18 protein-coding genes are annotated in these 23,197 nt (G+C 44.2%); 7 read left to right on the plus strand and 11 right to left on the minus strand.

Features of this window, described 5'->3' with window-relative positions; translation table 11 throughout:
• Positions 1 to 138: 138 nt before the first annotated feature.
• The 5 genes from hrpA to R3P39_RS07505 form a co-directional block, all read right to left on the minus strand.
• The gene (hrpA, locus tag R3P39_RS07485) at positions 139 to 4,032 is read right to left on the minus strand and encodes an ATP-dependent RNA helicase HrpA (protein ID WP_336566650.1); all 3,894 of its coding nucleotides are present in this window, start codon (positions 4,030 to 4,032) and stop codon (positions 139 to 141) included.
• 111 nt (positions 4,033 to 4,143) lie between these two features.
• Complete coding sequence (locus R3P39_RS07490) at positions 4,144 to 4,572, minus strand: CBS domain-containing protein (protein WP_336566652.1); 429 nt, start codon at positions 4,570 to 4,572, stop codon at positions 4,144 to 4,146.
• Between the two features lie 84 nt (positions 4,573 to 4,656).
• On the minus strand, positions 4,657 to 5,679 hold the full coding sequence (locus tag R3P39_RS07495) for an isoaspartyl peptidase/L-asparaginase family protein (RefSeq protein ID WP_336566653.1): 1,023 nt from the start codon (positions 5,677 to 5,679) through the stop codon (positions 4,657 to 4,659).
• A 330-nt stretch (positions 5,680 to 6,009) separates the two neighbouring features.
• A complete protein-coding gene (locus R3P39_RS07500; RefSeq protein ID WP_336566654.1) occupies positions 6,010 to 6,720 on the minus strand; it encodes a SapC family protein in 711 nt (236 codons plus the stop codon).
• Between the two features lie 156 nt (positions 6,721 to 6,876).
• Complete coding sequence (locus tag R3P39_RS07505) at positions 6,877 to 7,584, minus strand: SapC family protein (protein ID WP_336566655.1); 708 nt, start codon at positions 7,582 to 7,584, stop codon at positions 6,877 to 6,879.
• 65 nt (positions 7,585 to 7,649) lie between these two features.
• On the opposite strand from R3P39_RS07505, the gene R3P39_RS07510 reads away from it, so the two are divergent.
• The gene (locus tag R3P39_RS07510; RefSeq protein WP_336566656.1) at positions 7,650 to 8,645 is read left to right on the plus strand and encodes a cupin-like domain-containing protein; all 996 of its coding nucleotides are present in this window, start codon (positions 7,650 to 7,652) and stop codon (positions 8,643 to 8,645) included.
• Positions 8,646 to 8,682: 37 nt separating this feature from the next.
• Here R3P39_RS07510 and R3P39_RS07515 read toward each other — a convergent pair whose 3' ends face one another.
• The 4 genes from R3P39_RS07515 to pgi all read right to left on the minus strand — a co-directional run bounded on the left by R3P39_RS07515 (position 8,683) and on the right by pgi (position 16,770).
• Positions 8,683 to 11,328, minus strand: coding sequence for a TonB-dependent receptor (locus R3P39_RS07515; protein WP_336566657.1), 2,646 nt, complete (start codon positions 11,326 to 11,328; stop codon positions 8,683 to 8,685).
• Positions 11,329 to 12,627: 1,299 nt separating this feature from the next.
• Complete coding sequence (gene pgl, locus R3P39_RS07520) at positions 12,628 to 13,338, minus strand: 6-phosphogluconolactonase (protein WP_336566658.1); 711 nt, start codon at positions 13,336 to 13,338, stop codon at positions 12,628 to 12,630.
• Positions 13,338 to 14,807: a glucose-6-phosphate dehydrogenase gene (zwf, locus tag R3P39_RS07525; RefSeq protein ID WP_336566660.1), complete on the minus strand. Its 1,470-nt coding sequence runs from the start codon at positions 14,805 to 14,807 to the stop codon at positions 13,338 to 13,340. Before zwf ends, pgl begins: the two co-directional genes overlap by 1 nt.
• 319 nt (positions 14,808 to 15,126) lie before the next feature.
• Positions 15,127 to 16,770, minus strand: coding sequence for a glucose-6-phosphate isomerase (gene pgi, locus R3P39_RS07530; protein WP_336566662.1), 1,644 nt, complete (start codon positions 16,768 to 16,770; stop codon positions 15,127 to 15,129).
• 376 nt (positions 16,771 to 17,146) lie between these two features.
• Here pgi and R3P39_RS07535 point away from each other — a divergent pair, with 376 nt between their 5' ends.
• A complete protein-coding gene (locus R3P39_RS07535; protein ID WP_336566663.1) occupies positions 17,147 to 18,184 on the plus strand; it encodes a LacI family DNA-binding transcriptional regulator in 1,038 nt (345 codons plus the stop codon).
• Positions 18,185 to 18,221: 37 nt separating this feature from the next.
• On the opposite strand, the gene R3P39_RS07540 is transcribed toward R3P39_RS07535, so the two are convergent.
• A complete protein-coding gene (locus tag R3P39_RS07540) occupies positions 18,222 to 19,298 on the minus strand; it encodes an AI-2E family transporter (RefSeq protein WP_336566664.1) in 1,077 nt (358 codons plus the stop codon).
• Complete coding sequence (locus R3P39_RS07545; protein WP_336566665.1) at positions 19,291 to 19,515, minus strand: hypothetical protein; 225 nt, start codon at positions 19,513 to 19,515, stop codon at positions 19,291 to 19,293. The genes R3P39_RS07540 and R3P39_RS07545 overlap by 8 nt, the downstream gene beginning before the upstream one ends.
• 88 nt (positions 19,516 to 19,603) lie before the next feature.
• Between R3P39_RS07545 and R3P39_RS07550 the strand changes: the two genes are divergently transcribed.
• The 5 genes from R3P39_RS07550 to R3P39_RS07570 all read left to right on the plus strand — a co-directional run bounded on the left by R3P39_RS07550 (position 19,604) and on the right by R3P39_RS07570 (position 23,158).
• Complete coding sequence (locus R3P39_RS07550) at positions 19,604 to 20,269, plus strand: hypothetical protein (protein WP_336566666.1); 666 nt, start codon at positions 19,604 to 19,606, stop codon at positions 20,267 to 20,269.
• A gap of 1 nt (position 20,270) precedes the next feature.
• A complete protein-coding gene (locus tag R3P39_RS07555; protein ID WP_336566667.1) occupies positions 20,271 to 21,722 on the plus strand; it encodes a M48 family metalloprotease in 1,452 nt (483 codons plus the stop codon).
• Positions 21,723 to 21,828: 106 nt separating this feature from the next.
• The gene (gene arsC / locus R3P39_RS07560; protein WP_336566668.1) at positions 21,829 to 22,176 is read left to right on the plus strand and encodes an arsenate reductase (glutaredoxin); all 348 of its coding nucleotides are present in this window, start codon (positions 21,829 to 21,831) and stop codon (positions 22,174 to 22,176) included.
• On the plus strand, positions 22,176 to 22,727 hold the full coding sequence (locus R3P39_RS07565) for an NAD(P)H-dependent oxidoreductase (RefSeq protein WP_442962041.1): 552 nt from the start codon (positions 22,176 to 22,178) through the stop codon (positions 22,725 to 22,727). Before arsC ends, R3P39_RS07565 begins: the two co-directional genes overlap by 1 nt.
• On the plus strand, positions 22,724 to 23,158 hold the full coding sequence (locus tag R3P39_RS07570; protein WP_336566669.1) for a DUF2069 domain-containing protein: 435 nt from the start codon (positions 22,724 to 22,726) through the stop codon (positions 23,156 to 23,158). The genes R3P39_RS07565 and R3P39_RS07570 overlap by 4 nt, the downstream gene beginning before the upstream one ends.
• The last annotated feature ends 39 nt before the right edge of the window (positions 23,159 to 23,197 follow it).

Here is a 23,197-nt window from a genome sequence, read left to right on the forward strand (position 1 = left end):
CGTACTCTAAAAAGCAAGTCTATATTTCCGCTCTTTTACAGCACCCAATGATTACTTTCTACAGCCACATCCCTATAGCCTAGTGTTTGAGTCATTTACGATACTTGAAGTTCCCAGTTTAGACTATTAAAAATTCACTTAGATATCGCATTCTTTTAGTGCATTAAGTACGCGTTTTGCTGAAATTGGATACGCCGTTCCCAACGTTTGCGCAAATAAAGAGACTCTCAACTCTTGCTGCATCCAAAAAATTTGCTGTAATGGTTCAGGTGTGGGTAAACCTGCTGGCACTTTGGCTAACTTTTCTTGGTATGCTGCCGCCACTTTTTCCAACTCTAAAACACTTAAACGGTCTTTGTTTGGATCTACCGCAAGTTTCTCTAGCCTTTTTTCAATGCCTTTCATATAACGTAAAATATCTGGCATTCGCTGCGCGCCATGCTCGGTCACAAAGCCTTTGAAAATAAGCGATTGCAACTGTGCCTTAATGTCACCATGGGCGGTGATCATCGACAAATCAACACGCCCTTTCATGCGCTTATTGATACTGTGAGCAATATTTAACACTGCTTCCACTTGCTTGGCAATGTCTACCACCGTATCCCCAAGCTCGCCACGAATGCGTTCTTTTGCCTGCTCAAATGCTTGCTCGTCGCGGATCTCACCGCATGACTGCAACAAGCTATCCACGCCCGCAGCCGTGCAATCAGCAATTAGGTCATGGACCTTACCAAACGGGTTAAAATAAAGGCCTAGCTTGGCTTTATTAGGCAGGTGCTGTTGTAAATACTTCACCGGTGAGGGCACGTTAAGAAGAATAAGGCGTCTTAAGCCTTCTTTGTGCGCCACTTCTGCTTTTGCCTCATTATCAAATAACTCGATGGCTGCACTGTGTTTTTTATCAACTAATGCCGGATACGCTTTAATTTCATAGTTGCCTTGCTTTTTGGTGTATTGCTCAGGTAGCTGGCCAAAGTTCCACTGCTCTATGTCTTGCTGTTCAATACCTTGCTCCGCCACTTGCGACAGCGTTTCTGTTACTTGACCTTGTAATTTGGCCTGTAACGTCGGTAAGTCAAAACCGTGTGCCAGCACTTTAGCGTCGTCATCTATGACTTGAAATTGCATTTTTAAGTGCGGCTCTAAGGCATTTAAATCCCAGTCCGATTCATTGACTTTGACGCCTGTCATACGCAGCAACCGCTGCGCAACCACCTCTAAAAAACGCCCTTGCATAGGCTCAATGGCCCCAAGCACCGCATCAGCGAAGTTAGGGGCAGGAACAAAGTTTCGGCGTAGGGTTTTTGGCAATGATTTAATTAAGCCACAGATTAACTCGTGGCGCAGTGCTGGTATATGCCAATCAAACCCTTCATCTTGCACCTGATTGAGCAAGGCCAGAGGAATGTTTACCACTACGCCATCCAAGGCTTGCCCAGGTTCAAAGTGATAGCTTAAAGGTAAAATAAGATTGCCTTGTTGCCAGGTATCAGGGTAATGCGCAGCGGTGACATTATCAGCGCTGTGCTTCATGAGCTGTTCGCGGCTCATATGCAAGAAGCGTTTATCTTGCTGTTTTTTGCGACGCCACCATTTATTGAAAGCGGCACGATTATTGACATCGGCCGGAATACGCTGGTCATAGAAGGCAACAAGATCGTCTTCATCCACTAAAATATCGCGTCGTCTGGCTTTCTCTTCGAGTGCCTGCACTTCCTCAATCAGCTTTTGATTGGCTGTTAAAAATCCTTCGCTTTGTCCTAACTGGTTATTCGCCAGCGCTTCGCGAATAAATATTTCACGGCTTAACGCGGGATCAATCTCACTGTATACCGTGCGCTTTCTGGCAACAATGATCAGGCCATACAGAGTCTGCTGTTCAAACGCAATCACCGCGCCTGCTTTTTTCTCCCAGTGAGGCTCGCTGTAACTGCGGCTTACTAAGTGTTTGGCTAGAGGTGCCACCCACTTTATGTCTATCTTGGCATTGACCCGAGCATACAATTTACTGGTTTCCACCAGCTCCGCTGACATTAACCACTTGGGGCTTTTCTTAAACAGGCTGGAGCCAGGAAAGATATGAAACTGACTGTTGCGCGCGCCTTTATAGAGCTGCTTTTGCTTTTCATCCTTAACTCCAATATGACTCAACATACCACTTAGTAGTGCTTGGTGGATTGCCTCATCGCTAGCGGCTTGATCATTAACTTTAAAACCCAGCTCTTCGCATACCGTAGTCAGCTGATACACAATGTCTTGCCATTCACGCACCCGCATATAGGCAAGAAAGTCTTTTTGACACTGTTTGCGAAATTGATTCCGACTGAGCAGTTGTTGTTGCTCTTCGATGTAATTCCAAAGGTTTAAATAAGCAATAAAGTCAGATTGTTCCGACTCAAAGCGACTGTGTTTCTCATCGGCTTGTTGGCGCTTTTCTTGCGGTCGCTCACGTGGGTCTTGGATAGACAGTGCGGCGGTGATAACAATGATCTCCCACAACGCCCCCATCTGTGCTCCAGACATCACCATTTTTGCCAAGCGCGGATCGATTGGCAAACGGCTGAGTTTGCGGCCCGACTCCGTCAGCTTAGCTTGCTCACGGCGCTTTGATGGAATAATGGCTTGTAGCTCTTCGAGTAAGCTCATGCCATCTTTGATGTTACGGCTATCGGGGGCTTGGACAAATGGAAACTGGCTTATATCCCCTAAGCCAAGACCCAACATTTGCAAAATAACCGAGGCTAAGTTGGTGCGCAGAATTTCCGGATCGGTGAACTCAGGACGCCCTAAAAAATCCTCTTCAGAATAAAGTCGAATACAAATCCCCGATGCCACACGGCCACAACGTCCCTTTCTTTGATTGGCACTGGCTTGTGAAATGGCTTCTATGGGCAGCCGTTGTACTTTGGTACGGTAGCTGTAGCGGCTTATTCGCGCAGTGCCAGGGTCAATGACATAACGGATCCCAGAAACCGTAAGCGAGGTCTCGGCGACATTGGTCGATAACACAATACGGCGTTGACTGTGTGGTGCAAAAATACGGTTTTGCTCGGCGTTTGATAAGCGCGCATATAAGGGCAGAATTTCAACCCCTTTGAGATTGCGTTTTGACAGCGCATCAGCGGTATCGCGAATTTCGCGCTCGCCATTCATAAACACTAAGATATCACCAGGCCCTTCAGCGCAGAGCTCATCCACGGCATCAAAAATACCTTGCAGTTGATCGTTATCCACTTCGCTGTTTTGGCTATCGATATCTTCTACCGGTCGGTACCTTACCTCTACAGGGTAAGTGCGGCCTGATACCTCAATGATTGGCGCGTCATTAAAATGTTTTGAAAAGCGCTCGGGGTCGATGGTCGCCGAGGTAATGATGACTTTTAAGTCGGGACGTTTAGGCAGCAGTTGCTTAAGGTAACCGAGAATAAAGTCAATGTTCAGGCTACGCTCGTGGGCTTCATCAATAATAATGGTGTCGTACTGATTTAAAAAGCGGTCTTGTTGTATTTCAGACAGTAAAATCCCGTCTGTCATTAACTTAACAAAAGTGTTGTCACTCACTTGATCGGAAAAGCGAATTTTAAAGCCAACTTCTTGGCCCATTTCACAGCCAATCTCTTGCGCGATGCGGGTCGAGACACTTCTAGCGGCTAGCCTTCTAGGCTGCGTATGACCAATATAGCCATCGACACCACGACCGAGCTCCAAACAGATCTTAGGTAGCTGGGTGGTTTTACCGGATCCAGTTTCACCAGCAACAATCACCACTTGATTGGCGGCAATCGCCGCCTTGATGTCGTCCTTTTTTTGACTAACCGGCAGTTCTTCTGGGTAAGTTACAGAGGGGATATTTTTACTACGCTGTACTTTCAGCGTTTGGCTGTTGGCTATGGCACTTTGGATTTTTTCCAAAACGCGCTTCTGCTTTGCTGGATCGGTGATTTTCTTAACGCCATGTAAGCGTTTTTTGAAAATAAACTGATCCTTTTTTAAACACGAATTTAGCTCTTTAAACAGCGAGTCAACCTGCACTACACGACACCTTGTGAATGAATAAAACGCCGTGTAGTTTACCAAAACAGCTTGGTCATACCCAACTATTTTGCTGCTGTTAAAAGAATAAATCCGCGAACGAGTAATGCCTTAAACGTAACGATGGCCTGCCAGATAGTTTTCATGTAGGTGCTTATCCAGTGCCAGTAGCACATTGGCTCTGCTGATCACACCGAGTAAGCGACCGTCATCGTCCACCACTGGGTATACCTTAGGTTTATTGGCGGTCATCATATCGGCCATCTGTACCACGCTGTCTTCACACTTGACGCATAATGGCGACGGCGTCATTACATCAGCAACAACATGGTGAGACTCATTTTGGTAGGTTGATTGCAGCATGATTTTTAAACAGTCTTGCTCTGATAAAAAGCCCACCACTTTGCGCTGCTCATCAATTACCGGCCCACCCGATTGTCCACTTTGTAATAGTTTTTCCACAGCAGACTCAACGCGCATATCTTGTTTGAACGTAACGGGACGGTGATTTAAATAATCCGCGACTTTTATTGATTGCATGTTCATCTCCATTAAAAACGCCAGCTATCATGTTAATAGTAGCTGGCGTTTACAGAACTTGCTTAATTAGTTAAAAATATTGTTTTATTCAGCGTAGATAGCGACCTTGGTTGCAGTTTTCGAGGTTTTACTGGCTCGGTACATGCCTGCCGTATTGAAAGGCATACTAATATTACCTTGTGGGTCTACGATTATTACCCCACCGGTACCACCAATCGGCTGCAACGTATCAAAAATCACTTCCTTGCCAGCTTGAGCAATCGACTTTCCTTGGTAAGCAACGCGCGCACATATATCTGCTGCAACATTATAGCGAATGAAATACTCCCCGTGGCCCGTTGCTGACACTGCGCATGAGCGGTTATCAGCAAATGTACCTGCGCCAATCACGGGAGAGTCACCAATGCGACCAAAGCGTTTTGCCGTCATTCCACCGGTAGACGTACCTGCCGCTAAGTTGCCTTGTTTATCTACTGCCACAGCCCCCACTGTTCCCATTTTATAGTGACTATCGAGGCGTTGGTGTGCAGCCTGATAATCTTTACTGGCTGCTTGTTTTTGTTGCAGGCGTTTTTTGGCTTTTAATAACGACTGATAGCGTGACTCGGTATCAAAGTAGCTGTTTTCTATTAATTGGTAACCGCGTTGCTTGGCAAACTCTTCCGCTCCTTGGCCGCTGAGCATAACGTGCACCGAGTGTTGCATCACATCTTTGGCTAAATTAATGGGATTCTTAATGTGTTTAACCCCAGCCACAGCGCCCGCTTGACGATTACGACCATCCATAATGGAAGCATCTAATTCATGTCCTTCATCATAGGTGTAAACAGCCCCTTTTCCGGCATTAAAAAATGGCGAGTTTTCCAGTAGGTTAATTGCGGTAGTAACCGCATCTAGGCTTTCCCCACCTTGCTCTAACACCTTATAACCGGCCTCAACAGCCTGCTTTAAGGTGGCGCGATATTGCTGCTCTTGCTCTGGAGTAAAATTACTGCGCTCAATCGTACCAGCGCCGCCATGAATAGCAATTGCAATGGGTTGCTGTGCAGCCATCACCGTAGATGAGGTCAGTGCTAATAACGCACCGAGTAAGGTTTTTATCTTCATTGTTTCACCTTGGTATTGAAATATATCTCTACCATGAGTGGCTTTGTGATTAGATGCAAGCTTTCGCGGTAAATGTAACTAATACCAATCCGCATTAATACTTGCTCAATTTGAGGGAGCAAATTCGACGCTAACTGCGTTATAAATTTCTTATTTAGAACAACTAAATAGCAAAATTTATGCCTTGTTATCGACAGAATTTTCTTGCCTCAAATAAACCACTTAATTAAGCGAATTGGTATAAGTTTGGATAATGGCAAGGATCAGGAGGGGTTAGCAATAAAAAACGCCTCATTAAGAGGCGTTTTAAACAGTAAATATACTGGTGTATTAGCTTGCTTCGCGCTGTGCTTTAATACGTGCTAAACGAGCAACTTGGTGCGTTGACGTTAAGAAAGCAAAGATTGGCGCTAGGTAACCACGCTTACGTAGCTCTAGGAAATCTTCATCGCTAAGCTCATTCACCTTACGCTCGTCAACTAGGTAGATACCGTTGATGTCTTTTTTCTCACCACGGATTTCAACCGTTAGTGTCTGTTGTACCAGTAGCTCTTTATCAGCAAGGTATTTAGTGAATGCTTCTGTTACACGAGCAAACTCAACATAGCTTACTAGTGCTTCTTTACGACGGCTTAGGTACTCTGTTTCTTTGCCATCTTCAAACAAAGCATTGCCTTCTTCTTCGCCTACTAGTGGGCTTGCTTCGTCAATGACAATGCCAAACTGATCTTCCTCAGGGTGCTTTACTAGGCCAAATGGGTAGCGAGCTGCAGCCATTGGTACAAAACTACCAGTCCACTTGTCGCCATCTACGAATAGGTTTTCACCTGGCTCTAAACCAAACATAGCAACTGCTTGGAATTGACCTGTTTCAGAGTTCTTTACAAACGCCATAGGGAATTCCGTTGCTACGCGCGCGAATTCATGCGCGACAACTGGCATTAAGTGCTGAGTTTTCAAAAATTCAACGTTCACGCCGTTTTGTACTTTGATGTTAGCGTGTTTTTCGTTATGTAAAGGCTGCACTTGTTGCTCTGCCATAATTACTGCTCCATTAATTTTACGTATTTGTTACTTTATTTGATGGCCCTAAGGCTAGCGGTTTTCAAGGCAAATTGGAAGTTAAATTTATTTGACTTGTTTACAACCGCTTTCGCAGGCTAAGGCTGAAACCTCAAGGGCACAAAACGGATTCACTTAAGCTTGCTGATTGGCGGCTAATGAAACCACTCGCTGAAACTGTCCAAGCGATAACAAGTGACTGTATATGACTTCTAATAAGCCATTGTTAACTAAAGACAGTTTTGTTTCGTCATCCAGTGACTTTAAAAGCGCCTTATCGACAGAGTAAAGTCCTGGAATTCGCTTCTTTTGCCCATTACCAAGATCGTACTTGAAATCAAACTCAACCAATAATCCCAAGTCAGTGAGAGTTGCCACCAACTGCTCAGCTAACTCTTCTTGGCTTGCAATAGATTGCAACAGTGACTTTTTCGCAGTTAAAAAATTCGAGGGCTTGCCATTTTCATCAAACAACTTTTCACCTAAACCCTCACTGTTAAGCGCAGTATTTTTAACTGCCAAATAAACAGGCGACTCTGGAGACGTTTTTGCTAATGAAAAGGGAGCTCGTACAATATTTAGAGGAACGTATATGGTGTTTAAACGGCCTCCACTAAAATAGGCATTGTGCCCTTTCTCCAATCCCATAATAGCCACCATTTGCAGCGGTTCCGTATCTGCGCTACGCATAAAGCAAATGGGAAATTCGGCTGCTGCTTTGGCCACTTCTTGCGGTAGAAGCTTCACTACGTGCATGTGCTCAGCATGACCGTGATTGTTATCAATTTGAACAAAGCAGCTCTGGTGCTGCTCTGGATTAATTATCTCATAACTTTCTGACATTAAAAAAACCTAAAATCGTGCTAATCTGTTATCTAAAATATCACCTTGAGATTAAATTGAGAAGAATGAAAATTAAAATTATTGATTACAAAAATGTTAAAAACCTAGAAAAAGAGTTATTAGAAACCAGCGAACCAAAAATAATAAAAAATCTATTTCAGCACTGGAAAATAATCGACATTGCCCGCGAATCCTCGGATTTATTTTTAAGAAAAATATTAAGTTATGCAACAACAAGTCACGTTGATGTTCTAGCAATAGATAAAAAGTATCATGGTGTTATTGGTTACACAGATGCATCATTTAAAAACCATACTTTTGTTAGGCACCAAGCACCTTTAGTTGCCATCATTAAAAAATTAATTATTGAGAAAGATCTAAGCAACACTCACGATTTTGCACTGCAAAGTGCTTTAATCAGTGAGTGTATGCCCAGTTTTCTTCAGCAAAACCCATCCCCTGATTTCTTATCTAGGATCTCACCAAGGCTGTGGCTTGGAACCCCAACCACTGTTCCAGGGCATTATGACAGCGAGCACAATATTGCACTAAACGCATGTGGTAAAAGAACTTTTTTCCTTTTGCCTGGAGATCAAATAGAGCATGTATATCCTGCGCCAATCGATAGAGCAGTAACCGGACCGGCCTTAAGTCAAGTAGACTTTGAGACACCGGATCTGACACGTTTTCCTGCATTTGCTAAGGCTCAAAACAAACTTATTTCAGTAACTTTAAATGTAGGTGAAGCTCTCTATATACCGCCACTATGGTGGCATAATGTAAAATCCAAAGACAATGTGAATGCGTTAATAAATTATTGGTGGCAGCCAGAAAGTGAAAAGAGCAGCCTTGAATCGACAGACAGTTTACTTCACGCAATATTATCGATAAAGAATAAAAGCAAAGCTGAAAAAGCGACCTGGAAAGCCATATTTGATTATTATATTTTTAGTGACAAGCATGATATTTATGACAGCAATCTATACGAGGGAATATTGTCCAGCTGCCAAAGTGAGGATGAAGAGGTTATAAAGACACTAAAAGAAAGAATTAGAAAATAAAAATGCCGCAGATGCGGCATTTTTATTTTTGCTTATATTAGAATCGGAAATTTGCACCGACCACAAAGCGGCGGCCATTTTGATAAATAGATAATACACGAGCTTCGTCGGTATTATATTCAACAACTTCTTCATCAGTTAGGTTGATGCCTTCAAATACCACTGAGATATTTTCTGTTACATTGTAAGTGGCACTGAAATCTAACTGTCCATAATCATCATTCCATAACTCAGTACCTGAAGAATGCAAGCCTTTGTACCATTTAGTACGGTAGTTATACATCGCACGAACTGAGAAAACATCAGTCTCATAGTAGCCTGAAAGGTTCAACATGTTTTCTGAAGCCCCCATGACCAGACCTGATCCCGGCTTCATAACATCACGTTCACCATCGTTATTGGCATCTGTGTAGGTGTAGTTTGCAGAAACACCAAAGCCATTTCCAAAGTCATGCTGTAGTGACGCCTCTAAACCCGTAGTTGTGCCACCGGCACCATTTTCTGGGCGAGTCACAGTGGCGGTAACCCACTGCTGCGTCTCTTGGTCATAGAACTCTTGCGATGTTGTGCCCGATGTCTGATAGCTTTCAATGTCTTTGTAGAATAAAGTAATCGCTAACAAAGAAGCATCATCAAAGTAGTACTCCCAAGCAGCATCAAATTGATTCGCTACTTGTGGGTCTAGGTTAGGGTTACCTGCTTGTGCTGTAGGGTTGTCTTCACCTAGGTCGCCAGGCGCAGTGATAGGTGAAATATCAAAGAAATTTGGTCTTGCCATGGTTCTTGCAGCTGAAAGTCGAACGATTTGATCTTGCGCTACGTCGTATGACAAGTTGAAGTTAGGTAGAATTTCAGTATATGAACGGCTTTCCGTTTTCCATTCTAGCGTTGATGGTGTTAAATCACCGTTCAAGCCAGGGTTTTGCACTGTTAGTAGACCCCAAGAATCAGAAGAATATAAGTAGCCTGACGAGTCTTGATCCGTTTTCGCAACTCGAACACCTACATTACCTCTGAAGTCGTCACCTGAGAAGTCACCCTGTACATAAAAGGCCGTTTTTTGCTCCGCTACTTCGAAAATTTCAGGTAAGTTTTTATGTACTGCATATGACGCATCAGGACCTAAACCTAGCTCAAGCATACGAGCACTGTTATGGGTCAACTGTTGAGTAATGTCACCATTCACAACATCTGCACCAACACTGTCAGAACCAATAGCGAGATCACACTCAGCTAAGGTTGGACATTGTGAGCTTAGGATCTGCGACATATAGTTATCACTTTGACCATCATTTGCATAACCCCAGTGCCAGCTGAACGCATTGCGGTCTTGGGTTCTCTTGTGGTCGCGGTACTTAACACCTGTTCTGATGGCTGTGAACGCACCTAAATCAACAGGGAAGTCAAAATCGACTTGAGCATAAGACTCTTCATCCGTTGTAGGTTTGTTACCACCCCAAATCCAACCACCATTAAATTTAGATGGATCTGTGCCATCGACACCAGCATTAACCGTCGGCGTACTACCCGTTAGGTCAAAGTTATAATCGCCTTGTCCACCATATTCCCACGATGTTTCGTTTAGTGTACCGCCTTCTGCTTCAGTGGTACCTAATTCAACATTCATGGTGAATGAATCGGTTGCAAAGTCAATGTCTAAGTGAATCGAGTTGGTATCGGTGCTAGAAATACGGTTAATGTGGTTCCAACGTACATCTCCACCACCTTGACCTTGCAATGCATTGGCACCTTGGTAAGTCAACGCAGCTTCTGAGCCTGGGTTCATTAACAGGAAGTTTGAGTTGGTGTTATTAACATCCATATTTGAGTCTAAGATGTTAAGTGTTGCACTGAAGTCTGATGATGGTGCAAATTGTACCGAACCAAACAAAGTTGTTCTTTCTCGGTCTTGTCTAAATACTGGCACACCCATTGTACGTGGCGTATAAGTACCATCCGACTGAGCATCCCAACCTAATACCTCAAAACCTTCACGGCGTACTGTGCGGTCGGCTTTAGAACCTGAAATCAGAATACCAAACTTTTCTTCTGAATCTGTCCAAGTATAAAGAGCCTCTACTGAAGGATCGTTTTTCTCAGATACCTCAGAGTACTGGTTTTGAATACTCGCTTGGAAAGTACCAGAAGGTAGATCCAGCGGCTTTCTTGTGTGCAGAATAACCGTTCCACCTATAGAACCCTCGTCAAGTCGAGCTTCAGGTGACTTGTAAACCTCAAGACTACTCACTAGAGAAGAAGGTAACATAGTGAAGTTAAAGCTTCGTGATGGATTATCCAAGATAAACCAATCAGCAGTACCCACGCTCTGGCCATTCAGCAAAGTACGGTTTTTAGTTGGATCCGAACCACGTACTGTGATTTTTTCCCCTTCACCGAATTCACGACTGACGCCAACACCGGTAATGCGAGACAGTGACTCTGCCACGTTCTTATCCGGGAACTTACCGATGTCCTCCGCTGTGATAGAGTCTACCACCGCATCGGCAAAACGTTTGTTGTTGATATCTGCTTTAGTTGAAGCTCGAATACCACGAACCTCAATCACTTCGACGTTTTCTTTTGCTTGATTTTCTTCTGCAACCGCTACACCTGAAAGGCCAGCACTCAGTGCCAAGCCGACATTTGCTGCGATTAAGCTTTTTTTGAAATTATTAGCTAACACAGGATTCCCCTTGAATCATTTTGTTGGTTTTTTAAATCACTTCTGCCCAGTGATGATGACAACGCTGTCATCTACTAACAAACCATACACCCAAAATTACATATTCGCTACAATTTTTTTTGGCTAGAATTCAAAAAAAATTCATGGTGAACAATAACCAATTGATTTTATTCGATTATATAAAGGTGAAGATATGCTTTGTTACAAAAACACAGGAAGAATACCACAAATATTTCAGAGGCAATAATTATACTTGATGAACGATTGTACCCATGAAGATACAGCTGTATTGGAGGCAATACAGTCTTTTTTGTGTTGCTTTCTCAATGAGACTTGGGCAGAAGTTTCAAGATGAGAACCACTATCAATGACAGCGGTGTCATTATAATGGAAGATGCCCTTTTTTGTCCAGTCGATTTGCATCTTTTTTATCAAAGAAGTCAGATGCGGCAAAGCCTACTAAGTTAGTCTGTACTAGCTTTTTGCAAAAATTTAAATACCTTGAAATGGAACAGATAAAATCAATCACTCTGTGTACAATTAAGTAAGCCATGTTACGGTCAGGCCATGCTGTAGATAACTGCCTAATATCCTTACTACTAGCATGTTTTCAAAGAAAATTATCGATACCGCTCCTGTCAGTTGTATGCTTTTAGTGAAGTACGTCACCTTGCGGATTCTCATGAGGCCTGGCAGCTGTCATTTTTAAGCTCAACGATTACTGAGTTTTTGACAAGTGTGCTATTTGCCAAATAAACAGACTGCAACAGGAATTCTTAATGCTGATATTACCCATCTGGCTAGTAAGTGGAGTTCGCACTAACAAAAAAACAACTTAAAATGAATAGTAAAATATTGAATTTATTACTATTAAATCAATTCACCTAAGTAAGACCTCCATATTAGGCAGAACACGTTGCCAGCAGCACTGCACTCCCGCCATGCAACTGCTTGGCTACCTGCAACCTCGCAGGAAAGGCAAGAATTGACTATTTCATTGTTTTTAATAAGAAGGTTTAAACGCGGTTAGCAACAAACTTACTCCCCTACATAAGGCAATGTATAAGTGCGAGTTGCTATTTAGCTTCAATAACTAAGTTCTTGAAAAAGGAATAGGGTTGCTTTAGCTGCCTATATTAGGCTAAATCTGCGATGAAAGGTAATGGTAGTGCCAACACGTTAGCAACATATCAATTGATGAAGCTAGGTTACATTCTATAGCGCTCATACGTCAGATTGGTTGTGGCCGAATAGATTAAAATCAAGGGCCGAGCGGATCTCAGCCCTAATGTTCAGCGGTTATGGACACCAAAAAACGGTTAGATCGATATTTGGATGATTCAGCACGGCTCGTAATGGGATCGCTTTGTTGCTCCCTGGCTGCTTAGCTTGTTCATACATGGCCTTTTTCTCCTCACCTGAGATCAGCAGCACTACGGCTTTCGAATTGGCAATACCTGCCAGAGATAAACTCATGCGCTCTGTAATTGCTCCAGTGACTTCACTTTCGTGGGCATTAATGGCAGCAACCAAATTGCTACTGGTTAATGCTTCATCTAAGCCATCGGCATGAGGGAAGAGGCTTGCAGTGTGGCCATCAGGACCCATACCAAGGATGGTGACATCAAAAGGCTGCTTTAATTGTCCATAGGCCGCTTCACACTCAGATAAACCCTGCTGAGCCGTTGCTGCGGCATTCTTCATGGTCACAAAGCGAGCATTGGCCGCCTTATCTTGTAGCAAGGTTGACTTGATAAATGCTTCATTCGATTTCTCATGACTGGCCTCTACCCAGCGCTCATCAACCATAGCCACGGTGATCTTATCCCAGCCTAAATCGACTCCAGAAAGGAAACGATAAGCAGGAGCTGGAGATGAACCGCCCGAAACAAGCAGAACCGCTTCACCATCGTGTTCAATACCTTGGCTTAAACCGCTTTGCAACAGCTCAGATAATGCCGCGGTCATTTCCTCTTTCGAAGCAAAATTCTTTTCTGTCACCGTTGCCATTATGCTTTTCCTCCCGCGTTAAACCAAACATGTTTGTTCTCTTCCAGAAGCTCATCGGCGTCTTCTGGCCCCCAAGAACCAGCACGATACAGCGATGGTGTGCCCTTTTCCTGCCAGCGCTGGATAATCGGATCAATCCACTTCCAAGCTTGACGTACTTCGTCACGGTGAATAAATAAAGCTGGGTTGTTAGCAGCAGCATCAAGCATTAAGCGCTTGTAAGCATCTGAGTGGTAGCCATTGCTGTACTTTTCACTGAGTGAAATGTTCAGCGTAACTGGCTCAAGCTGCATCTCTAAATTATCTAAACGCTTTGACATCAGCGTAAGCTGAATGCTCTCTTCTGGCTGTAAGCGGATCACCAAACGGTTAGGTTGAATAGGGCCTGCCGCTTCGCCATAAACGTTATGAGAAACCGGCTTGTACTCCACCACGATTTCGGCACAACGCGACTTCATGCGCTTACCCGTACGCAGGTAAAAAGGCACGCCAGCCCAGCGCCAGTTATCAATATGAGCACGAATGGCAACAAAGGTTTCGGTTTGGCTTGAGCCTTGACCCAGCTCTTCTAGGTAACCAGGTACTAGCTTGCCATCCAAATCGCCAGGCACGTATTGGCCACGCACAACATTATCATCCACCTGCTCATCGACTAATGGCCGCAGTGCTTCTAATACTTTAAGCTTTTCGGTGCGAATACTGTTGGCGTTTAATTTATGGGGTGATTCCATCGCCACCAAACACAATAGCTGCAACAGATGATTTTGCACCATGTCTCGCAGTGCACCGGCCTTATCGTAAAAGCCCGCACGACTCTCCAAGCCCACAGTCTCAGAAATACTGATCTGAATGTTATCAATGGCTTTTGCATCCCACAGGTTTTCAAATAAAGCATTCGAAAAGCGCAGTGCCATAAGGTTTTGCACCGTCTCTTTACCAAGATAGTGATCAATACGGAATACTTGTTCTTCAGCGAAAAACTCGCCAATTTTGGCATTAATTTCTTCTGCCGACTGGCCACAATACCCGATTGGTTTTTCAACCACGACTCGTGAGTTCTCAGTGATCAGGCCTTTAATTGACAGCAACTCACAGCAGCGTCCGTAAACGGCTGGTGGTAATGATAGATAGAAAACACGGGATTTATCTTCTGCATCTGACAGAATATTTTTTAAGGTATCCCAATGGCCATCATCTTCAGTCACATTGACCACTACCGGAACCAAGTATTCTGCAAAAGCAGTCCAGTCTTTTTTGTTGTATTCGCCTTTACCAAGATGGGTTTGCAACGCTAAATGTGCCGTTTCAACAAATTCTTGTTGTTTATTTTGTTCGCGAACGGTAGGTAGGATGCGAGTGCCTTCAGGTAGGTTGCCTTCTTGATATGCACGATACAAAGCAGGAAGGAGTTTGCGTAGTGCTAAATCACCTCCCCCACCAAAGATGACGATGTCAAAAGGATTAAGCATAATTCACTCTCATTTAGTTGGGCGCGCAGATTACGCGCTGAATTCACTTGATTTGGCGCCACTCCAAAGTCGACCAAATAGCTGTTTTGCCCAGGTGCTACCGATTTGCTGCTAACAACAATAAAATGAGTCTTAGAAACCTGTATTTCCTCTCACAAAAATACAGGCTCTAAGTACTCCAGCGCTACCCGTTCAAAGGTATTCTTTTCATTAATACTAGTCGACAGCATTTGCCTCTAGTATCGCCTTAAGCATCATCATCCATTCGTTTTGCTTAAGATATAGTATTCCTATTACTCAATCTGCTGAGGTCGCGCCTTTAGCCGCGCATTTGCTTATAATAGGCAATTAAGCCGTTCGTTGAGCTATCATGGCTATTACTGACATTTTCTTCCGTTAGCTCAGCTTCAATGTTAGACGCCAATCCTTTACCTAACTCAACGCCCCATTGGTCAAAAGAACAAATATTTAAAATGATCCCCTGACAGAAAATTTTATGTTCATACAGTGCAATCAAACGGCCAACGGCTTTGGCATCCACGGTATCTAAGATAAACGAAGAGGTCGGTCGATTGCCTTGATGGATCTTATGTGGGATCAACTTCTCAATGTCATCCGCAGGCAGACCTTTTGCCGTTAACTCAGCTCGCACTTGTTCAGCGTCTACCCCAGCCATCATCGCCTCGGTTTGGGCAAAAAAGTTAGACAACAGCACATCATGATGCTTGCCTACTTTGTGCTGTGGTGTCACTGATGCAATAAAGTCAGCAGGCACAATCACGTTACCTTGGTGCAAACACTGGTAAAATGCATGCTGACCATTAATTCCGGTCATACCCCAGATAATGGGAACTGTGGTGTAGCTTACTTCGGCACCGGAAAAAGTTACATGCTTACCATTACTTTCCATCTCACCCTGCTGCAAATAAGCAGGCAGCATATGCAATGCTTGGTCGTAAGGCAAAATGGCTTGCGCTTGATAACCTAAGAAGCTGGTGTTCCAAACACTCAACAACGCCATAAGGAGCGGAATGTTATCTTCATAAGGCGCTGATTGGAAGTGTTCATCCACCTCAAAGGCCCCTTCTAGAAGCTCAATAAACTTATCGAAGCCAAGGTACAATGCAATGGGTAAGCCTATCGCACTCCATAACGAAAAGCGACCACCAACCCAGTCCCACATGGTGAATACGTTTTCATCACTGATGCCAAAATCGCGGGTCTTTTGCAAATTGGTGCTTACTGCAACAAAGTGCTTGGCAATGGCTTGCTCATCTTTAGCGCTAGTTAAAAACCAGTCCACGGCGGTTTTCGCATTGGTCATGGTTTCTGAAGTGGTAAAGGTTTTTGAAGCAATAACAAACAGGGTTGTTTCTGGATCTAACTTCGCCAGCACTGACGCAATTTGACCGCCATCGACATTGGAAACATAATGTACATTGAGGGTGTCATCGGCGTAGGCTGCGAGCGCTTCAGTTACCATTTGCGGCCCGAGGTTAGAGCCACCCACACCAATCGCCACAACGTCTTTAACGCGCTTGCCGGTGTAACCAAGCCACTCACCTTCACGCACTCTAGCGCTGAAGCTTTTTAACTTATCGAGCTCTGCGTTTACTTGCTCAGTAACATTCACCCCATCAACGATAATGGCTTTGTTTTTACGGTTGCGCAACGCGGTGTGAAGCACAGCTCTGTTTTCGGTAATGTTGATTTTTTCGCCGGCAAACATTTTTTCTCGCCACGCGGCAATATCACACTCGTTGGCCAATGCAATTAATTCAGCAAAGGTCTGCTCGTCAAGTCGCTGTTTAGAAAAATCAAACAGCACACCTGGGATATTGCGAGAGAACTTTTCAAAGCGCTGCGGATCGCTTGCAAACATGGTTTTTAGGTGTTGAGTTTGTGTGCGCGCCACTGAGGCACTTAGCTTGTTCCAACTTTGTAGTTCTACTCGACTGACCATCAACATTCCCCTAAATCGTAATTGGTTGTTAGTTATGTTCTTTTTAATACATTAACAACAAAGAAACACAATGAGACAAGCACATTATGGCAAAATGACAACGCTGTCAATTGACTTCTTTTCAATTTTACACTGCGAATAATAACCTAATTTTACATTTTTGACACCGGTATCATTCATTTATTTCAGCAATTTTTAGTGCAAAACTCTGTCTTGGTTAGATAGACTAAGAAAAATACATGATCATTTTATTAATCAACCATTATTTGCAGTTTGCCTTTATAATTATCTTTTCTGGCAACACTAAGAATAAAACGCTACTATTTCCATCAACTTAATAATGATCGACATACACCAGAACTAGAAGAATAACACCATGAAAGTCACCATTAACGATGTTGCCAAGCTCGCCGGCGTGTCCATGAAAACCGTCTCTAGAGTGATCAATAAAGAACCTTCGGTCAGACAAAAAACGTATGATCAGGTGATGCAGGCTGTAAAAGAGTTAAATTACCAGCCCAACACCGCAGCTCGAAATTTGGCAGGTACCTCTTCGTTTGCTATTGGCTTGGTGTATGACAACCCCAACGCCTATTACGTCATTGATATGCAAAACGGTGTGTTGTCACGTTGTAAAGAAGAAGGCTATGAGTTGGTGATCCATCCATGCAGCTCAAGCGCCGCAGACATGACCGATGAAGTAAAAACCATGATCAAGCGCTCCCGTTTAGCAGGTCTTGTGCTCACCCCTCCGTTGTCGGAACAACAACATATTATCGACATGCTGGATGACAGCGGTGTGCATTATGTTCGGCTATTATCAGGCAGAGCAGCAGAAGCGCAGCAAAGCGCTAACAACTGTATTTTCGTTGATGACTATGCTGCCGCGTATGAAATTACTGAGCATTTAATTTCACTCGGACACCAACACATTGCCTTCGTACTGGGTGATGAAGAGCACAAATCCACCGCTGAACGTTTGGCAGGTTATCAAGACGCACTAAAAGCACATGGCATTAGCCCAAGTGAAGCCCTGCTTTATCACGGTACCTATTCCTTCGAATCAGGTGTAAAAGGCGCAAAAGCCTTATTAAGTGACGGCAACCCAAATAAAATCACGGCGATTTTAGGCGGTAACGATGAAGTTGCAGCGGGTGCTCTATTCGCTGCCCGGCTGATGAACATTGAAATTCCAGCACAACTTTCCATCAGTGGCTTCGAAGACTCTCCCTTCTCGCGGCAAACTTGGCCAAAGCTCACTACAGCACACCAAGCAAACGATATCATTTCTGAACACGCAGCGCGGTTGTTATTTTCTAAGACCCGCGGCCATCGTAAAAATGATAAAGAGATCACTACGGTTTTCACCCCCAATATGGTGGTACGCGAAAGCACCGGCAGGATTTCAAGTTAGTTTTGCTGAGCGACCTAGCCGCTCAGCTGCTCAATCATTACGGCTCCATCGACTCCAGCAAACTTTCACTTTTGCTCGACCAAGCATTGATCAATGCCTTCACCAACGACGCCAATGGAATGGCGAAAAAGACCCCCCAGAAGCCCCAAATACCACCAAAAAACAGTACTGCTGCAATGATGTACACCGGGTTCAAATCCACCGCTTCAGAAAACAGTAATGGCACTAACACATTACCGTCTAACGCTTGAATGATGCTGTAAGCCACTAGAATGGTCCAAAACTCCGGCGCAATACCATATTGAAACAGGGCCACCGCTGCCACCGGTATCGTCACTAAGGCAGCGCCAATAAACGGGATTAACACTGAAAAACCGACCAGCGTGCCTAAGAGTGCCGCATAGCGTAGATCAAGCAATGAGAAAGTAACATAACTGACCACGCCAACAATGATGATTTCAAACACCTTGCCGCGAATGTAGTTCATTATCTGATGATCCATTTCGTACCAGACTTGCGCTATCAGCTTTCTGTCTTTGGGAATTAATTGTGCAATGCCCTTAGTAAGCTCATTTTTATCTTTGAGCATAAAGAACACCAACAAAGGCACCAAGATCAAATAAATTAACCACGCCGCTACATCTTTTAATGACGTCAGCGATATCGACACTATCATTTCACCCAACTCTAGTACTTTTCTTTCCACGCCACTTACCAATGACTGCACCTGCTCGGTAGAAATAAGCGTGGGGTAATTATCGGGTAAGTGTAATAAGAAGTCTTTCCCCTCTTCTATCATGGTCGGACTTTCTTGCAACAAATTACTCAATTGCTGCCATAAAATAGGCACAATACCCAGCACTAACCCCAGCGCAATGCCGGTAAAGGCGGCCATCACAATGATAGCAGCAATAAGGCGGTTGCCCAGCACTTGGGTCAGCTTATTCACTGGCCACTCTAACAAATAAGCAATCACAATGGCGACCAACACCGGCATCACATAGCTGCCAAAGAAATACAACAAGGCAACCGTTAGCACCAGCATTAGTAACAAGGTTACTGAATGTGGATCAGAAAACTTCTTTACGTACCACGCCTTAACCAACTCAAACATCTAAGATCTCCATGCCAACCTTATTTTCTTTACGATAAATTCGATACTCAAACGAGGCTTTGTCTAAATACTGCGTCACATCTGCCAAATCGCTCATTTGGGCAAATAAAAAATGCACTGCCTCGTGCGTGTTTTGATGCTGCTTTAAGCGCCATTTAAATTGCACGAATAAAGCCGGACAATTTAGCTCGCTCAAATCATGTACAACCTGTGTCATTACCTTTTAACCAATTGTCTCAATGCTGTAGCCCTAGAGTCGAGTATGGTTTATTCTTAATAGCATACTTTACTTTTTGGGAATCCAAATGCCAGGCGTTAATAATAAGGCGCGATTGCCAGCCAATCCAACATTAAAAGAAATAAATTGGTATAAAAAACAAATTAATTGGGGCGAGCTGCCACCATTCTATCACCTTGTCGCCTCCGCCATCAGTGAGTGTGAAGGAATTTTACATCATGGTTTCGATAACGCAGTAAAACGCCTTATCGACAAACGTAATTGGAATCTAGAATTACTGGGCGGGCATGAAGACGACAATGGCATGATCCACTGTGATAATAAACCCTCAATTGCTTTGCATCAGGCCTTTACTGACAGAGGGTTTGAACTCTGGGCCTACCCAATAGCCAAAGGCACTAAGGTCGATACCTACGTAAAAGATAACCGCTTTTTGGAATTTCGCGTGTGGGATCCCCACGCAATGAAAAGCTTGCTGAGAATAAATCAATTACACAAATTTATTGCCTTTTACTTTGAAAATGGCGATGTCGCAGATAAGGCACTTATACTGCACGCGCACAAGGTGTTACACAAGACCGTGACTTTTTTGAAAAAAGAATTGAACATCACCAGTGTTGATGGGGTCTCAATCAAAGATTTTTACCAACTATGTGAAAAAGACGCCAGAGCATGCAATGACGAAGTCGATATCGCCAAAATCATGCTCGGAGAGGATTTGAATAGGGAATAAAATGCGGTTAAAACCCTTGTTACAGGCGCTCACCATTGCAGCGACACTCTGTATTACCACACCAAACCAAGCGCAAACCGAGTTGAAACTGCCTGATCTTGGCACCTCCGCGCTGCAAGTATTGCCGCTGGAGAAAGAACAAGCACTTGGCGAAGTCATGATGATGCAGTTACGTGCTCGCTCACCGGTGGTTGGCGATCCTGTTCTGGAGGAGTACCTCACCAGTTTGGGTAATCGCTTAGTGGCGAATGCCAATGACGTACGTTTCCCGTTTCGCTTTTTTTGGATTAACCACAAAGACATCAACGCCTTTGCGTTTTATGGAGGTCATGTTGGCGTGCACACCGGTCTATTGGCCGAGTCTGACAACGAAAGTCAACTCGCCTCAGTATTAGGCCACGAAATCGCGCACGTTACACAACGCCATTTAGCGCGTCGCGCTCAAAACGCCAAAGACAACAGTGCACTGACCATTGCTGGGCTTATTGCCGGTATTCTCACCACTGTCGTTGCCCCAGATGCCGGCATGGCCATTCTCTCGGCCAGCTCAACCCAATCGGCCTTAAGTCAACTGACTCATAGCCGCAAAGCTGAGCAAGAAGCCGACCGCTTTGGCATGAACACTTTGCACAAGGCTGGCTTTGATCCCTATGCCGCCAGTGAGTTCTTAACCAAGTTGTCGGATCAAATCCGTTTTAAAAATAAGCCACCGGCGTTTTTATTAACCCACCCGCTACCAGACAGCCGGGTATCGGATGTGCGCTTACGAGCGCAACAATATGAAAAACGCTATTATGGCTCAAGCCTCTCTTATGCACTGGCGAAAAGTCGCGTGTTGGCGCGTTATCATTACTCAAAAGCGCAAGCGGAAGCGTTTTTCCGTAATCACTTAAAAAGCACGTCCGAGCTGGATACGCAGGCGCTGGAGTATGGTTTAGCTATCAGCTTGTTAGATCAAGACAAACTCACCGAAGCCGGGCAAATACTGGACAAGTTATTAGCTCGAGATGGCAATAATTTATTTTATTTGGATGTCTATACCGACTACCTCATAGCTGCTGAACAAACCGACAAAGCGCTATCGGTTTTAGAAAAACAGCACCAGCTAAGGCCGAATAACCAAGTGATAACGCTCAATTATGCCAATGCCGCATTAGAAGCAAAGCAATTTGAAAAAGCCGAGCAACTACTTAAAATCTTTTTATTAGAAAAGCCCGATCACCTGTTAGCCCGTGATTTGCTCACACAAGCCTATAAAGCACAACAAAATAAGTCGGCTTATCACGAGAGTAAAGCCAGTGTGTATGCTCAATATGGTGCCTTCAGCAAAGCGGCAGATGAAGTGCAACGTGCACTAAACCATATTGAAAACGATGAAGAGATCAAAAAAAGCAGACTAAAAGCACTGTTGAGCCAATACCGAGTCATGCAAAAAGAAATAGCTAAACTGTAGCAGAGCATGGGGTTACGGTTTTAACTATGATCCCACTACCTGCGCTTTTCGTTAATGATGCAATACGCTATCATCGCGTTAAAATGAATAACCAAGAGATAAAACAATGGCTGTAGAAATTTACCACAATCCGCGCTGCTCAAAGTCACGCGAAACACTCGCACTACTTGAAAGCCAAGGCGTGTCACCTACTGTTGTGGAATACTTAAAAACTCCCATTTCACAAGACACCCTAGCTGCACTTCTCGACAAGCTGGGATTCAGCAGCGCTCACCAACTGGTGCGTAGCAAAGAAACAATTTATAAAGAGCTGGGGCTCAGTAAAGACAGCGAAGAAGCTCAGTTAAGACAAGCTATGCTCGATAACCCGAAGTTGATTGAGCGTCCCATCGTGGTCAATGGCGATAAAGCGGCCATTGGTCGACCGCCTGAAGCCGTTCTTGCTATTTTATAATGCCTAAAATACTGGTGTTATACCACTCCAGCCATGGCTCAGTTGCAAACATGGCTGCAGAGTTTGCTGAGACCATTACCGCCAATGGTGGTGAGGCAGTAGTAAGAGTATTTAAAGCTCGTGAAGCGCACGACGTAGAAGTCACAAAATCCGATTTAGTGGCCTGTGATGGCTTGGCTTTTGGCACACCAACCCGCTTTGGCATGATGGCTGCTGAAGCCAAAGCGTTTTGGGAAACCACCAGCGACTTATGGTTGAAAGGGCAACTAATCGATAAACCAGCTTGTGTGTTTTCTTCATCCAGTAGCATGCATGGCGGTAATGAGGCCACCTTATTGAACCTCTCGTTACCTTTATTACACCATGGCATGATGCTGCTTGGCGTGCCCTACGACGTGCCCGAGTTGTTATCAAGTCAAACCGGTGGTACGCCATACGGCGCCTCTCATGTTGCTGGTAGTCAAAACGACGCTACCTTGTCAGTCACCGAAGTTAAAATTTGTCGTGCAGCCGCGAGTCGGCTGTTGCGTGTTGCGGAAAAGTTAAAATGAATAAAGTTGCGAAAAAGCCGATCACTAAACGCTTTCAGTTTTTTGCCCTAACAGGCTACATAGGCTTGTTAATACTGATGCCATTGTGGCTATTTGTATTATCACCACGTGAAGGGTATAGCAGCGGCTTTGTATTTGCAGTGTATGTTTTGCCACTGCTATTGCCACTAAAAGGGATCATACAAGACAAGCCCTACACCTATGCGTGGGCTAATTTTATTGTGATGCTGTATTTTATTCATGGCTTAACCATGTTGTGGGTGTCGCCTGATGAGCTATGGCTGGCCATATTAGAAGTCGCATTAGCCACTTCTATGTTTATCGGCTGTACTTATTATGCCCGTCACCGCGGCCAAGAGTTAGGTCTGAAAATCCGTAAATTGAAAGAGGATTTAGCTGACGAAAAGCGTGCTCACGAGCAACAAGATTAATCAGCAGCAAAGCAAAACCTTACTCTCGTGCGCAGCGTA

Source organism: Pseudoalteromonas sp. UG3-2 (assembly GCF_037120705.1).
In the GTDB taxonomy this organism is placed as follows: domain Bacteria; phylum Pseudomonadota; class Gammaproteobacteria; order Enterobacterales; family Alteromonadaceae; genus Pseudoalteromonas.